The sequence below is a fragment of the Gelidibacter japonicus genome, assembly GCF_010725055.1.
In the GTDB taxonomy this organism is placed as follows: Bacteria; Bacteroidota; Bacteroidia; order Flavobacteriales; family Flavobacteriaceae; genus Gelidibacter; species Gelidibacter japonicus.
Genome location: NZ_BJKB01000003.1, coordinates 205147 through 219059 on the forward strand (window position 1 = coordinate 205147; position 13913 = coordinate 219059).

The window sequence follows — 13913 nt, forward strand, 5'->3', positions numbered from 1 at the left end:
TTATTGTTCGGTTGAATAGTTTTTAGGCCAGTTACCAATAGTTTTTACTTCATCCATGGATCCTACTGTAAGTCGAGGACCATTGACACCATCAACAGAAACCACTTGCTTTTCCTTTGCGATGAGATTCTTGTCTTCACCATCAAGAAGGATGGCTTTGTCCACACTCGCTTCAAATACAGGAATGTTATCCAATAATCCAGCCTTCAATTCAAATTTGGCACCAGGTTTTCCTACCGGAACATTCATCATGGTCTTATATCTTGTGTCTGCACCAAACAAAGAGTCTTTTACAGGGACATATCCTAAGGTATCAATTATGACAATATCTTTTGTCATGGTAACTCCTCCAAAACGTTTCGTCATTTCCTCATCTATAATGGTTGAATCTCTACGTTGGGTAATTGTAAATTTGGCGGTATCTATAAAACTGACTAAAGCGTCAAAGTTATCCGTAAATTTCCCGTTAACTTGTTTGTACGCTAATTCCGCATCTCTAATGTCTTTTAGCTTTTCAATGGCAAGATGATAGCGCTTAACTTTAAGTTGATTGAATTTAATCTCTCCATATACTGACATAAACGTCTGGTAGCCAAGAAAAGCAATAATTGCCCAAAGTAGAATGTGTAAAATTGGCTTGAAGTTTTTAGGTACAAATTTGTCTATCACCCAAACGATTCCAATCGTGAGAAGGATAACAATTACAATGGCAAGAATTACTGTCAGCATAGTTTGTGAGTTTATTTTTTATAATTGGTCTAACGCAAATCTACAATTTTTTTTTATTCACGAAAACCAAACGTAATAAAAATGATGTAATAAAAGAATGTATTTAAAATAAATTATTTCAACTTGTCAAAAAGTAAGTCATAAAGTTACAACAATTCTTTATAAACCTTACCTTTCCGTTTTTAGAAAATGACTCTTCTTTATATGAACGCCTCCGAATTTTATAAACATTTAAAGCAAAAATTTCCTTTTGAACCTACATTAAAACAAAATATCGTCCTTGATCAGCTGTCAAAATTTGTTTTGGATACCAATACTGATCAATTGTATCTTTTAAAAGGATTTGCCGGTACTGGAAAAACAAGCATAATTGGCACCTTGGTTTCCAATTTATGGCATATTAAAAAAAGTGCGGTTTTGATGGCACCAACAGGAAGAGCAGCCAAGGTTATTTCTAATTATTCTGGCAAGGAAGCATTTACCATTCATAAAAAAATTTATTTTCCAAAGAAAGATAAAGGTGGTGGTGTCAAATTTGTAATGCAGCCCAATAAACATCGCAACACAGTATTCATAGTTGATGAAGCCTCCATGATTCCTGATGTGCCTTCCGATTCCAAATTATTTGAAAACGGATCGCTTTTGGATGATTTAATGCAATACGTGTATTCTGGCCATAACTGCAAATTATTGCTCATTGGAGACAAAGCACAACTGCCACCGGTGAAATCTGATTTAAGTCCCGCGTTGGACAGTGTTCAGCTCAATCTCAATTACAATAAAAATGTCATTTCTATGGAATTGGACGAAGTTGTAAGACAAGAGCAGGATTCTGGAATCTTGATGAATGCCACCAATCTGCGCGAAGTATTGGAAGGCGAGTTTTATGAATCCTTCAAATTTGACTTAAAAGGCTATTCAGATATTGTGAGATTAATTGATGGCTATGAGATTATGGACGCCATAAATGATGGCTATTCAGATCAAGGCCATGAAGAGACCACCATTATTGTAAGAAGTAATAAACGTGCGAATTTGTATAATAAACAAATCAGGGAGCGCATTTTAAACAATGAAAATGAACTCACAGTCGGCGACTTTTTAATGGTGGTAAAGAATAATTATTTTTGGGTCAAGCCCACTTCCGAAGCCGGATTTATTGCCAATGGGGATATTATCCAAGTTCTAGAAATCTACAGTTTGCAAAATTTATATGGATTTAGGTTTGCTGAAGTAAAAGTACAAATGGTGGATTATCCAAAAATGGCACCTTTTGAAACGGTTCTTCTTTTGGATACTATCGAATCCGAATCACCATCATTGCCGTACGAAGAATCAAATAGATTGTATCAAGAGGTCCAAAAGGATTATGAAGATGAAGCTTCCAATTATAAAAAATTTTTAAAAATTAAGAATAACAAGCATTTCAATGCTTTGCAGGTCAAGTTTTCTTATGCCATTACCTGTCATAAATCGCAGGGAGGCCAATGGCATACGGTTTTTGTGGAACAACCCTATTTGCCAAACGGCATTGATAAAGATTACCTAAGGTGGCTCTACACCGCTATTACCAGAGCAAAAGAGAAATTATACTTGATTGGGTTTCCTGAAGAGTTTTTTGTGTCTTAAAGTGAATTTAAATACCTTAGAGGAGTAAATTTCAGGTGGAGCTTATGAGCCATTAAACTCACTACTTTACGGTATAAAAGATAAACTTCATTCCGAATCGATAATTTATAACTATTAATTTAATAAAAATCCTTTGGGTTTAACGATTATGACAGAAACCATCATTAGTATTTGTCTCGGCATTGGGTTGGCTGCATCTGTTGGATTTAGAGTTTTTTTACCCTTATTCGTTCTCAGTTTAGCCTCTTATTTTGAGGTTTGGGAACTTAATGCATCATGGCTTTGGATTGGAAGTTTAACGGCAGTTATTACTTTTGGCGTTGCCACATTAATAGAGATTTTGGCTTATTATATTCCATTCGTTGACAATTTGCTCGATACTATAGCTATTCCATTGGCCACCATTGCCGGTACCGCCGTTATGGTATCAACAGTGGCCGATTTAAATCCCGTGATTTCTTGGGCTTTGGCTATTATTGCCGGAGGGGGAACAGCCGCTGCCATAAAAAGTACCGCAACTGCATCGCGGGCAACTTCAACGGTCTCCACCGCAGGATTTGGGAATCCATTGATCTCAACCGTAGAAACGGGAGCCTCCTTAATTATTTCCATCTTTTCTATATTTCTACCAATATTTGCATTTGTCCTGGTTGTTTTAATTTTAATTGTCATTTTCAAACTTTATAAAAAGTTTAAACAGTCCAGCCCATAAAATACTTTAAAAAGGGTTATTTTTGACCGGAAACTCTTGATCAGCTATGAAGATAATTTCAATGATTCCAGCACGTTATAGTGCCACACGTTTTCCAGCTAAATTGATGAAGGACTTAGCGGGAAAAACGGTTATTCTAAGAACTTACGAAGCGACCGTTGCCACCAATTTATTTGACGAAGTTTATGTAGTCACCGATAGCAAAATCATTTATGATGAAATTGTTAACAATGGAGGCAAAGCCATTATGAGTAAAAAAGAACATCAATCGGGTAGCGATCGCATTGCAGAGGCGGTTGAAGATTTGGATGTGGATATCGTAGTCAATGTGCAAGGCGATGAGCCCTTTACTGAACGGGAAAGCCTTGAGAAGGTTCTAAATGCTTTTAAGGATGACCATCAGAAAGAAATAGATTTGGCATCTTTAATGGTCGAAATTCATGATTGGGAAGAAATCAGCAATCCAAATACGGTAAAGGTTATTGTTGACCAAAATAATTTTGCACTCTATTTTTCACGAAGTCCAATTCCTTATCCTAGAGATAAAGAAGCAGGTGCGCGCTATTTTAAGCATAAAGGGATTTATGCATTTAGAAAGCAAGCTCTTCTTGACTTTTATAACTTACCAATGCAGTTCATTGAAGCCACTGAAAAAATAGAATGTATCCGCTACTTGGAATATGGTAAACGTATTAAAATGGTTGAAACCCACGTTGAAGGGGTAGAAATTGATACACCGGAAGATTTGGAACGCGCAAAACGTTTATGGAAATAGATTATACGAACATAAAAGTGATTGGCTTTGATGCCGATGATACGCTTTGGGTCAATGAAACTTATTTCAGGGATGCTGAACTTGCATTTGCAAAATTGATGGCGCCATATGAAACAGCAAACAAAATTGATCAGGAGCTTTTTAAACGACAAATTGAAAACTTGCCGTTGTATGGTTATGGAATCAAAGGATTTATTTTGTCCATGGTTGAAATAGCCATGGAGCTATCCAACAACTCCGTGGACATTAAAACCATTGATTCTATTCTTAATATAGGCAAAGACATGCTCAACAAGCCTGTTAATCTTTTGGAAGGCGTAGAAGAAGTCTTGCAAACATTATCTTTAAAATACCGATTGATAGTAGTCACCAAAGGTGACCTATTGGATCAAGAAAGAAAATTGGAAAAGTCTGGACTCATGCATTACTTCCATCATATTGAAGTGGTCAGTGACAAACAAGAAGCGAATTATTCCAAATTATTGAACCATTTGGATGTAAAGCCATCTGAGTTTTTAATGATAGGAAATTCTCTAAAATCAGATGTTTTACCTCTGATTAACATAAAAGCACGCGCTATCCACATTCCATTTCATACCACGTGGATACACGAACAAGTTAGTGCCAGCAGACAGGACCATAAAAAATATGAAACCATTTCCAGTTTATTAGATGTACTTCCAATATTGGACAAAACACGAAAAACTGAATTTAAGACCATAAAAAATGACATATAAAAATTATCCAATGGTGTCCAGGGTTGTTTTTGGACGTGGCAGTTTTAATCAAATAGGTGATATTTTGGCGCCAAAAAGATTAAATGTCAAGGCACCTTTTATTTATTTGGTAGATGACGTTTTTAAGGGAAATGCGTGGTTAACTTCGCGGATTTCTTTGGCTTATGCTGATGAATTGATTTTTATTTCTGCTGATGAAGAACCGAAAACTTCACAGGTGGACGAATTGGTTGAACAAATTATTTTAACCCATAAAGATAGACCTTCCGGTATTATTGGCATTGGAGGTGGAACCATATTGGATCTTGCAAAGGCGGTGGCAATTATGCTCACAAATCCTGGTGAATCTAAAGATTACCAAGGGTGGGATTTAGTGAAAACACCTGCCATTTACCATGTTGGAGTGCCCACCATATCAGGGACAGGGGCAGAGGTTTCAAGAACAACAGTGCTAACAGGTCCAGATAAAAAATTAGGAATCAATTCTGATTACACTCCATTTGACCAAGTGATTTTAGACCCAGAATTGACTAAAGGTGTGCCCAAAGACCAATGGTTCTATACGGGAATGGATTGTTTTATCCATTGTGTTGAATCGTTGAATGGCACATATTTAAATGCATTTAGTCAGAGCTATGGTGAAAAGGCGTATGATTTATGCACGGAAATCTTTCTAGACGGCAGCGGATCAGAGGAGGATTTACAAGATAAATTGATGATGGCTTCATGGCATGGAGGAATGAGCATTGCCTACTCACAAGTTGGCGTAGCACATGCCATGAGTTACGGACTTGGATACCTTTTGGGAACCAAGCATGGAATAGGGAATTGTATTGTTTTTGATCATTTAGAAGAGTTTTACCCCGAAGGTGTGGCTGTATATAAAAAGATGAAGAAAATCCATCATATTGAGATTCCACAGGGGATCTGTTCACAACTCGACGATCATGAGTTCGACATCATGATTGATGTTGCTTTAGGATTGGAGCCACTTTGGGAAAATGCTATCGGTAAAAATTGGAAGAAAACCATTACAAGAGAAAAATTGAAAGCCTTATACCAAAAGATGTAGTATGAGGTGGTTATCAAAATTTATTTATTATAGGGTTTTAGGGTGGAGTTTGAAAGGTAATGTCACTATGTCAAAAGACACCGTAAAAAGGGCAGTTATCATTGCGGCACCACATACGAGTTGGCACGATTTTTACATTGCACTTTTAATGCGGCAGGTGATTGGTATAAAATCAAATTTCGTGGCAAAGAAAGAACTTTTCAGATGGCCCTTTAAGCATTATTTTAAGGCTATTGGTGGTGCGCCATTGGATAGACGTCCAGGACAAAACAAAGTAGAGGCCATTGCCAATTTGTTTAAAGGCAGGGAAGAATTTAGGTTGGCGTTGTCACCAGAAGGTACGAGAAAGAAAGTTGAGCAGTGGAAAACCGGATTCTATTATATTGCAAAAAAAGCCAATGTGCCCATTATTATGTTCACCTTCGATTTTGAACATAAACAGAACAAGATTTCAGAACCTTTTTACCCTACTGACGATATTGAAGCTGATTTCAACTATATACGCAGTTTTTTTGAAGGTGTTAAAGGGAAAGTCGCATCGTATTCGTAAAACCCATTTCATTTGTAAGTCAATGCGTCAAAATACTGATTTTTGGCATGCAGTTTGATTATTGGCTAGTGCATATAACTAATGAAACATACAGTAAACAAGTTTTTTGTCCCTAAAAAGAAACATTAGTTGGTTTGCGTCCCAAAAGCTATCTTTTTTAAAAGGTAGCTTTTTATATTTTTCAATATAAAACCGTCTTTATGAAATTTACGTATAGATCAATGAAGTAAAAGCTATTAATCTTTAATTGGAATACGTGTTAACTTTCTTTTGATTGGAAAATCATTGTTATGAGAAAGCGGAGGGCCAACAAAAAATTGTTGGCTTTTTGTTTTTAAAATAATGAAACTATATTTTTAAAAATTGGCAAGCAATATATTGAAAAGTGATAGTTGTTTCCGATGCTCTGCGTCAAAGTTAAACAAGCATTTTTAATTTGATACTTCGTACCCTTGGATCGAGGTAGTTCATTAATTAGAAAGAAAGTTTTAGACCATTCTTCAGAGGTTTCCTCCATAGTATGGTAGACGTTCTGTACATCATATAATTATGGTTTTTCTCTTATTTTACAGTAGTTAATGAAAAAATAAAACTCGATTAGTTCGTTATTGGTTCGATTGAATTTAAAATTAGTAAAGTCGAATTGATAACTGTCCTATTTGAGGGGAAGCCTACAAATTTCGTTTAACTAACTTATGGTACAAAAGTGGGATGTTTTATTTAACACATAGTGCAGGCTAAGTTAGTACAGTAGTTTTCTCTTATTTATAATGAAAGATTATTGAATACAGATGACTTTTTCACCCACACCAATGGAGTCATTATACCTAAATGGACGTTTTGTACCTGAACTGTCTACAATAACCAATGGTAATAACGTCTTGCTTTCAGAGACTTGAGATTTAACCCAATCGCGAGTATCTGTTTTTTCAGTAATTGTAATCTCAACTTCTCTATAGTTAGAGTCTTGTATTTTTTGAATCCATGGCTGTATATCCACTTTACTAGAAAATAAAGTGGAGGCAGATACCGAGCTCAAAAGGTTTATGCTGCCACCTTCTCCCTTAATAGGTGAAATGACAATAAACTTTTCAGGTATAAATAAGATATCATGGACAAATTGGGATGCCAATAGGTTTATTTCATTGTTTACTGTTAATGCAATAAACGTTCTAAAATCTTTAACAGCAGCTTCGTTCAGTGTAGATTCCTCTAGAATATTACCATGAACACAATCAAATCCTTGGCTTCTAGCGTTTTCACAAATACCTTTGTTGGCATCTATAAAAATCACTTTGTTTGCTACTGCTAAATGTTTACCTAATAATAAAGCTAGTGGATTCGCTCCCAATATTACATATCCTTGTCTGGAGAATTGCTTCACCAATTCGCCGCGCTTTTTTAACCAATTTGTTGTCCAAGTTAATAGAACCGGAACAGATAGTGTGGTCAAAATGGCCATAAAGACAAGAATGGAAAAAATTTCTTGGGAAATAATGCCTTTTTGTAAACCAATACCTGCAATAACAATTTCTACAGCTCCGCGTCCATTCATTCCTGTTCCTACAGCTAATCCTTCTCTCCAACCATGGCCACTCGGTAAATAAAATAAAACCGTACCTAGTATTTTTCCGGCAAAGGCGACACCAACAATTAATAATAACAGCTGTAAATCTGTTTTAAAAACATCTAAAGTAACATGGAAACCAGCGGTCACGAAAAATATTGGAGCCATAAAACCTATAGACACATCATGAAAAACGTGTATAATGTCTTTAGTTATTTTTTCATGAAAAACGCCGTCCTTTATAAATACACCAGCAACAAATGCACCTAAAATACCATGTAGGCCAACAATTTCTGCTAACTCCGAAAGGCCAAAAACAATAAGAATTAGTATTGTAAAATAGGTAGTTCGGTTTTCTATATGTCTACTTGCCATCCATTTTCCAATTTTGGGAAGTATGTATAGTCCGAAGGCCGTAGCAAAGGCAAAAAACAGGATGATTTTACCAGCAATAAATAGAATTTCAGTCATATTTACAGCTCCAACATCAATAAAACTAGATAATCCAGCAAAAATGATCAAAGCCAAGGTGTCGGAAATTAGAGCCCCTGCCATCAAAACATAGGCAATACGTGTGTCTAATAATCCTAGGTCAACAAGAATCCTGCTTTTGGTTGCTAAAGAGGTTACACCAACAGCAATACCTACAAATAACCCAGCCATACTCGTGCCACCAGTTACTATTACCACATAATAGCCCAATCCAAAAGGAACCACAAATCCTCCAGTGGCAGCAAGAAGTCCTGCCCAAGAAGCTTTGCCTAAATCCTTAAAATTTATTTCCATGCCTATATAAGCCATAAGCAGAATAACACCAGCTTCGGAGATAATAACTAATGTGCTTGAGGAATCTACAAGACCAAGTAGTGAAGGGCCGATTATGACACCCACCAATAGCTCTCCTAAAATTGCAGGATATCCAATACGATTAATTAACGCACCAGCTCCCCAAGCTGCGAGCAGTACAATGAATAAGTTTAAAATGTCAAAACCTTCCATAAATTCGTATTTAATCGTGGGGTTGAAATTTATTAAATATCGGTTATTTTTTTTAGAATCTCACAAAAAACATGTTGATGAAGAAGTACTGAAGTAAAAAAACACCTCTAAAATTAGCATCAATCAGCGATCCGACAATTAGTATTATTTACGAAATGACAATCGCAAAAACCAATAAACATAGATCCTAAAGAAGATCTATAATTTACTTAAACTCGCACGGGAGTTGACCTTATTGTTAGGAGCGAATTGGACAGACCTACCACAGAAGAAATATATTATAGCAGTTATTTTATTAATTATAGTTTTGGCATACGTTCAACACTAAACAGGGAAGTTCAGTTTTCTTTTTTTTTGTCAACAAGGCAAAAATATGCTTGTCATGCATACTGATTATAAATCTGACATTAAATGCGAATAATTAGATAATGACATTAGTGCTGAAAAAACGAGAGATAACACCTTTAACTGTTGCAGAACCCCATAAATGCATAAAAAACGAACTTATTTAAGCCCTTTTTTGGGCTTTTTCATTTTTTAGGTAGGCTGTTTAGCTAAATTTTGGAGCGCTTAAAAAACCGTTAATTTAGTTTTGGAGTGACTTAATTCCATTGAATTACAGGACAAGTACTTTTGCACCACCATTTGTCAGTTTTTGCGTAATCTTCAGTTTTTTTTAGATTATAGGCCATGGCGGTCAAGAATATGGCCTTTTTTGACTTGCTATATCAATGGTGTATGTTCCACAACTTCAAGGTTTTGTTTGTCCTTTCCATAAAGAGTAGGAAAGACAGAAAAAGGATCCATTCCCCTATATTTTTGATAATTGCTATTACTTTTGGAATAAGTGGTAAGGTTCTTTTAGCCGCAGCTCTTGACCTCGACTTATGCATTGAATAAATTAATTCCTTGCCTACAATGTTTACCCATTTTAGTCTATAAATGTCTGAAAACCTCGGTGTAGTGTGATTACTCCTCCATAGTATGATAGACATTCTGTACGTCATCATCTTCCTCTAATTTTTCTAAAAGTTTCTCGACATCTTCAGCTTCTTCAGCTGTAAGTTTTTTGGTGATTTGCGGAATGCGTTCAAAGCCCGAGGAGAGAATTTCAATATTTCTATTTTCCAATTCAGATTGAATAGCTCCAAAACTTTCAAATGGCGCGTAGATTAAAATTCCATCGTCGTCCAAGAAAACTTCTTCTGCACCAAAATCGATGAATTCCAATTCCAATTCCTCAGGATCTAATCCCTCGGCAGGAATCCTAAAATTACAAGTATGGTCAAACATAAAAACTACAGAACCTGAAGTACTCAAACTCCCATCGCATTTATTAAAGTAACTCCGAACATTAGCAACTGTTCTGGTATTATTATCCGTTGCAGTTTCCACCAAAATGGCAATTCCATGTGGCGCGTAACCTTCGAAAAGTACCTCTTTAAAATCCCCTAAACTTTTATCAGATGCTCTTTTAATGGCTCTCTCCACATTGTCTTTAGGCATGTTGACTGCCTTCGCATTTTGTATTACTGCTCTTAAACGTGCATTGGTATCAGGATCAGGGCCACCGTCTTTAACTGCCATTACAATGTCTTTACCGATACGTGTAAAGGCTTTACTCATTGCTGACCAGCGTTTCATTTTGCGTGCTTTACGAAATTCAAAAGCTCTTCCCATGTTAAGTTCTAAGTTTAAAAGTTTAAATTTTTATATTGGCAATCCTAAGTCATCAGTAGGCAGTTTTCAGTACTTTTGCCGCCTGCCATCCATCATTGAATATACACTTTTCCGAATTAGGAGCAAATTTAAAAAAATCATTGTATCCATGTGTAAGTGTTCTTTCAAAAATTCATCTTGTCTCAACGACGTTTAATTTTTCTTATATCGGATAGGATTAATAGTGCTTCGTGAATGTATATATCTGTTGATATATCATCAATCAGACTTCCATTCAGCTCAATATTATCTACGTTTAATTTGTTTTTTGTGTCTGATGTGTTTTTGACCTTGATTTGATTGGTTGCACTGTCAAGCACCTCATATAGTTTATTCCATACGTTATTATATGAATGCACATCGTCATAAACATTGTTTAGCGTTAAGGCATAGCTTACATCTCTGTCTATATATGTACTTAACATCGTGGAACTTAAATTTTTAATGGCCTCAAAGCTTTCATTGTTTTCAACGCGGATGTTACTCTGAAGTTGAATTTCAGCCAAGGGCAGTTTTTTATATGATGTATGCTTAAATGCTGGAGTGATCGCATCATTGGAAAGAGCGAATGGGCTATGGGCCTCATTGGTTTTGATACCATCATAGAGCGAGGGTAAAACAATGTCAGGAACAATGCCAACCGATTGATGGCTTTTTCCCGTTATCCGATAGAACTTTTCAATGGTTAGTTTGCAAAAACCTAAATCCCCAGTATCACTTAAAGGTAAAATCACTTGTGCTGAAGCCTTGCCATGGCTTGGTGATCCAACAATAATGGCGCGGTTATAATCCTGCATTGCCGCCGCAAAAAACTCAGAAGCTGAGGCGCTGAAATTGTCTATTAGAATAATTACTGGTTTATTGAAAAGTGTACCTTTAAAGTCGTCAGTTATAGTAAAAGTGTCCCCATTTCCATATTTCAGAATTGCCAGTGGCCCTTTGTTTATAAATAATCCAGAAAGCTCAGCGGCCTCTTTCAATGATCCTCCTCCATTGAATCTTAAATCTATAATCAGACCTTTAACATTTTCCTTGTTAATTATTTGTAGTTGGTTCGCTACGTCATGCGCTAATCCGTTGCCAAGTGGAGAGTCAAAATCGGTGTAAAAACTAGGAATATTTAAATATGCAAAATAAGATTTTTTATGTTTTATGATGAATGCAGTGCTTGAATTTTGCTCTATTTTTAGCTCAGTTTTTGTGAGTGGAATTTCTTGGATGGAACCATTTTGTTTTTTGATTTTAAAGATGATCGTTTTATTTTTTTCATTGGAAGTAAATGCCGAAATATCTTCATTTGACACACAAAAGGTTTCTAAGGTCTGTGTAGGAGAGGTGAGGGATTTGATGACATCATTCTCTTCAAAATTTCCGTTTAAAAAGGCGGCGCTACCGGGAGCAATGTAGGCAATGATAATATCTCCGTTCTTATTTTTAGCGGTATCAATACCAAAGGTCAATTGGTGGTTGGATACAGAGCTTTCAAATTGCGATTTATCAGAATCATTATAAAAAAATGTATTCGGATCTTGGTAATTGGCGAAAGCGTTCAAAAAGGATTCTTTTACAAAGCTGTCCATGTCTCCGTTTTTATGGAGAAGTTCATCCAAAAGACATATTTGATTTTGAATTACTTTTGGTTTAGCCTCTGCTTCTAAGATTTTAAAGTTTTCCTCTAAATATGAAATTGCAGTGTCCTGTTCCACCAAGTGATCAAGAATGAAATAACGGATCCGTTTGTTCCAATATTTTTTGAATATTTGATCGTCCTTAAAATATTTAGAGTTAGCCTCAGCTTTAAAATAAAGCGTATCCTTTCCTGAATAGTCAAAAGTTTCATTCTCTAAGGAGGCAACATAGGTTTTGGATGCTTCAATTCGCTGTTTAAGTATGGTGCTATATTTCACTATAAAACTGCAGTCTCCCGATACAATGGCATCATCAAGTTGAAATTCGTCAGATTGAAATAGCAATAGATCAGACTGTTGAAAAAACCGTTTGTTTTCATCCAGACGCTCTAAAAACAAATCGAATACGGCTTTGGAAAGACTATCGTCAAGTGGTTTTGGTCGGAAATGAAACTGTTGAATGCGTTGGTTCAAGGCATTGATTTGCTCACAAAAAACAGGGTCATTTTGCGCATAGGGCAAAGAAACGATGAAACCAAAAGCAACAAAAATCAGCTTTTTCAACATAATCTAAAAAGTAATTTCTTGCTATTCCTGAACTTCCACTATAGCCTCAATGGCTTCGGCCAATTTGAAATCTTTTTCAGTAACCCCTTTGGCGCTATGCGTAGATAATGAAATGGTCAAAATATTGTACACATTCTTCCAATCGGGATGATGATTTTGCGCTTCACACTCAAAGGCAATTCTGCTCATGGCACTGAAACAATCCTTAAAATTGTCAAATTCAAACTCGGCATGAAGCGCATTGTCATAATATTCCCAATCAGGAAAGTGCAATAATTTTTTTTCAATGATATCATCAGATAATGGAGACATAATCAGGTTTTTTAAGTTTCTTAAAATTATAAATTATAATTGACAATTAATAGGACTAAGAGTTATAATTCATGTAATTATCCAATTCTTCGAGAAGTTCTGTACTGTTAATATGAAGATGTTTAGGAAGCTTGTTCCTTTTGGGCATTACTGCCAAATAACGGTCTTCATTGGTAGTGTAAACCTGTTTGAAACGTACATTTTCTGATGTGATCAAGGCAACCATTTCCTTAATGAAATCATCGTGATGTACCAAATCTGTACTTCCTAAATGAAATATACCATGTTTATCGCGATTGATGATATAATGGATTTGTTGGGTCATCTTAAAATCTGTAGTCACATTCATAATCAGATTAGGAAAGACTTCAATGGGCGTTTTTTCTGCAATGTGTTGCTTGATTTCCTTAAGGCGGGGAGACTGGTTGCCAAAAACCATTGGAAGTCTGATGATCACCACTTTCTTCACGGGTAAGCGCAGGAGCATATTTTCAATTTTAATCTTGAAATGCCCGTAAATACTATCACTTAAAGTTTTGTCCTCCTCATAGCTTGGATATTTGCTATAAGCATCAAATACATTGGCCGAAGAGAAGAAGATGATTTTGCAATCATGAGATGCTACATATTCAGCCATATGTTGATGCGCGATTACCTGTGCATGAAAATCGCCACGCAAACAAGAAATGATCACAGAGGGCTTGACTGCTTGTAGAATTTCGAAAACATCGTCTTCCTCCACACGATATTGAAAAAAATGTTGATTGTTTTCGTAGGTTTTATTTGAAATGTGATAGGTTCCAAAAGTCTTAAAATATGGACCCAGCTCCTTATACAGGGCATTCCCTATAAAACCACTGGCTCCAAGGATAAGAATGCGATGTTTGTTGTCTGGTGTCATCATATGTAGTAGCGAA

12 protein-coding genes are annotated in these 13913 nt (G+C 36.0%); 6 read left to right on the forward strand and 6 right to left on the reverse strand.

The annotated features are described in order from the left end of the window. Entirely contained in the window at positions 1–729 is a 729-nt protein-coding gene (locus tag G6N06_RS04785; RefSeq protein WP_163514924.1) for a hypothetical protein, read from the reverse strand. Between the two features lie 204 nt (positions 730–933). Here G6N06_RS04785 and G6N06_RS04790 point away from each other — a divergent pair, with 204 nt between their 5' ends. The 6 genes from G6N06_RS04790 to G6N06_RS04815 all read left to right on the forward strand — a co-directional run bounded on the left by G6N06_RS04790 (position 934) and on the right by G6N06_RS04815 (position 6204). After that, positions 934–2358 (forward strand): ATP-dependent DNA helicase, encoded by a 1425-nt coding sequence (locus G6N06_RS04790; protein ID WP_163514925.1) that lies wholly within the window; start codon positions 934–936, stop codon positions 2356–2358. A gap of 145 nt (positions 2359–2503) precedes the next feature. Beyond that, a complete protein-coding gene (locus tag G6N06_RS04795) occupies positions 2504–3070 on the forward strand; it encodes a DUF4126 domain-containing protein (protein ID WP_163515057.1) in 567 nt (188 codons plus the stop codon). 46 nt (positions 3071–3116) lie between these two features. After that, the gene (gene kdsB, locus G6N06_RS04800) at positions 3117–3845 is read left to right on the forward strand and encodes a 3-deoxy-manno-octulosonate cytidylyltransferase (RefSeq protein WP_163514926.1); all 729 of its coding nucleotides are present in this window, start codon (positions 3117–3119) and stop codon (positions 3843–3845) included. Continuing rightward, positions 3836–4582 carry an HAD family hydrolase gene (locus tag G6N06_RS04805; RefSeq protein ID WP_163514927.1) on the forward strand — a complete coding sequence of 249 codons (747 nt, stop codon included), beginning with the start codon at positions 3836–3838 and terminating at the stop codon, positions 4580–4582. The genes kdsB and G6N06_RS04805 overlap by 10 nt, the downstream gene beginning before the upstream one ends. After that, complete coding sequence (locus G6N06_RS04810) at positions 4572–5654, forward strand: iron-containing alcohol dehydrogenase family protein (RefSeq protein WP_240337977.1); 1083 nt, start codon at positions 4572–4574, stop codon at positions 5652–5654. Before G6N06_RS04805 ends, G6N06_RS04810 begins: the two co-directional genes overlap by 11 nt. A gap of 1 nt (position 5655) precedes the next feature. Next, the gene (locus G6N06_RS04815) at positions 5656–6204 is read left to right on the forward strand and encodes a 1-acyl-sn-glycerol-3-phosphate acyltransferase (protein WP_163514928.1); all 549 of its coding nucleotides are present in this window, start codon (positions 5656–5658) and stop codon (positions 6202–6204) included. A gap of 778 nt (positions 6205–6982) precedes the next feature. Here G6N06_RS04815 and G6N06_RS04820 read toward each other — a convergent pair. From G6N06_RS04820 to G6N06_RS04840, 5 genes are all read right to left on the reverse strand, one after another. Beyond that, positions 6983–8770 carry a cation:proton antiporter gene (locus G6N06_RS04820; RefSeq protein WP_163514929.1) on the reverse strand — a complete coding sequence of 596 codons (1788 nt, stop codon included), beginning with the start codon at positions 8768–8770 and terminating at the stop codon, positions 6983–6985. Positions 8771–9739: 969 nt separating this feature from the next. Continuing rightward, entirely contained in the window at positions 9740–10450 is a 711-nt protein-coding gene (locus G6N06_RS04825) for a YebC/PmpR family DNA-binding transcriptional regulator (protein ID WP_163514930.1), read from the reverse strand. Positions 10451–10632: 182 nt separating this feature from the next. Then, positions 10633–12684, reverse strand: a complete 2052-nt coding sequence (locus G6N06_RS04830; RefSeq protein WP_163514931.1) for a S41 family peptidase — start codon at positions 12682–12684, stop codon at positions 10633–10635. Between the two features lie 21 nt (positions 12685–12705). Further along, a complete protein-coding gene (locus tag G6N06_RS04835) occupies positions 12706–12996 on the reverse strand; it encodes a 4a-hydroxytetrahydrobiopterin dehydratase (protein WP_163514932.1) in 291 nt (96 codons plus the stop codon). 55 nt (positions 12997–13051) lie between these two features. Further along, the gene (locus tag G6N06_RS04840; RefSeq protein ID WP_163514933.1) at positions 13052–13900 is read right to left on the reverse strand and encodes a sugar nucleotide-binding protein; all 849 of its coding nucleotides are present in this window, start codon (positions 13898–13900) and stop codon (positions 13052–13054) included. Between the last annotated feature and the right edge of the window lie 13 nt (positions 13901–13913).

Coding starts and splice junctions, on each gene's coding strand:
- G6N06_RS04785 (WP_163514924.1), bottom strand. CDS start 729: ATGCTGACAGTAATTCTTGCCATTGTAATTGTTATCCTTCTCACGATT.
- G6N06_RS04790 (WP_163514925.1), top strand. CDS start 934: ATGAACGCCTCCGAATTTTATAAACATTTAAAGCAAAAATTTCCTTTT.
- kdsB (WP_163514926.1), top strand. CDS start 3,117: ATGAAGATAATTTCAATGATTCCAGCACGTTATAGTGCCACACGTTTT.
- G6N06_RS04805 (WP_163514927.1), top strand. CDS start 3,836: ATGGAAATAGATTATACGAACATAAAAGTGATTGGCTTTGATGCCGAT.
- G6N06_RS04810 (WP_240337977.1), top strand. CDS start 4,572: ATGACATATAAAAATTATCCAATGGTGTCCAGGGTTGTTTTTGGACGT.
- G6N06_RS04815 (WP_163514928.1), top strand. CDS start 5,656: ATGAGGTGGTTATCAAAATTTATTTATTATAGGGTTTTAGGGTGGAGT.
- G6N06_RS04820 (WP_163514929.1), bottom strand. CDS start 8,770: ATGGAAGGTTTTGACATTTTAAACTTATTCATTGTACTGCTCGCAGCT.
- G6N06_RS04825 (WP_163514930.1), bottom strand. CDS start 10,450: ATGGGAAGAGCTTTTGAATTTCGTAAAGCACGCAAAATGAAACGCTGG.
- G6N06_RS04830 (WP_163514931.1), bottom strand. CDS start 12,684: ATGTTGAAAAAGCTGATTTTTGTTGCTTTTGGTTTCATCGTTTCTTTG.
- G6N06_RS04835 (WP_163514932.1), bottom strand. CDS start 12,996: ATGTCTCCATTATCTGATGATATCATTGAAAAAAAATTATTGCACTTT.
- G6N06_RS04840 (WP_163514933.1), bottom strand. CDS start 13,900: ATGATGACACCAGACAACAAACATCGCATTCTTATCCTTGGAGCCAGT.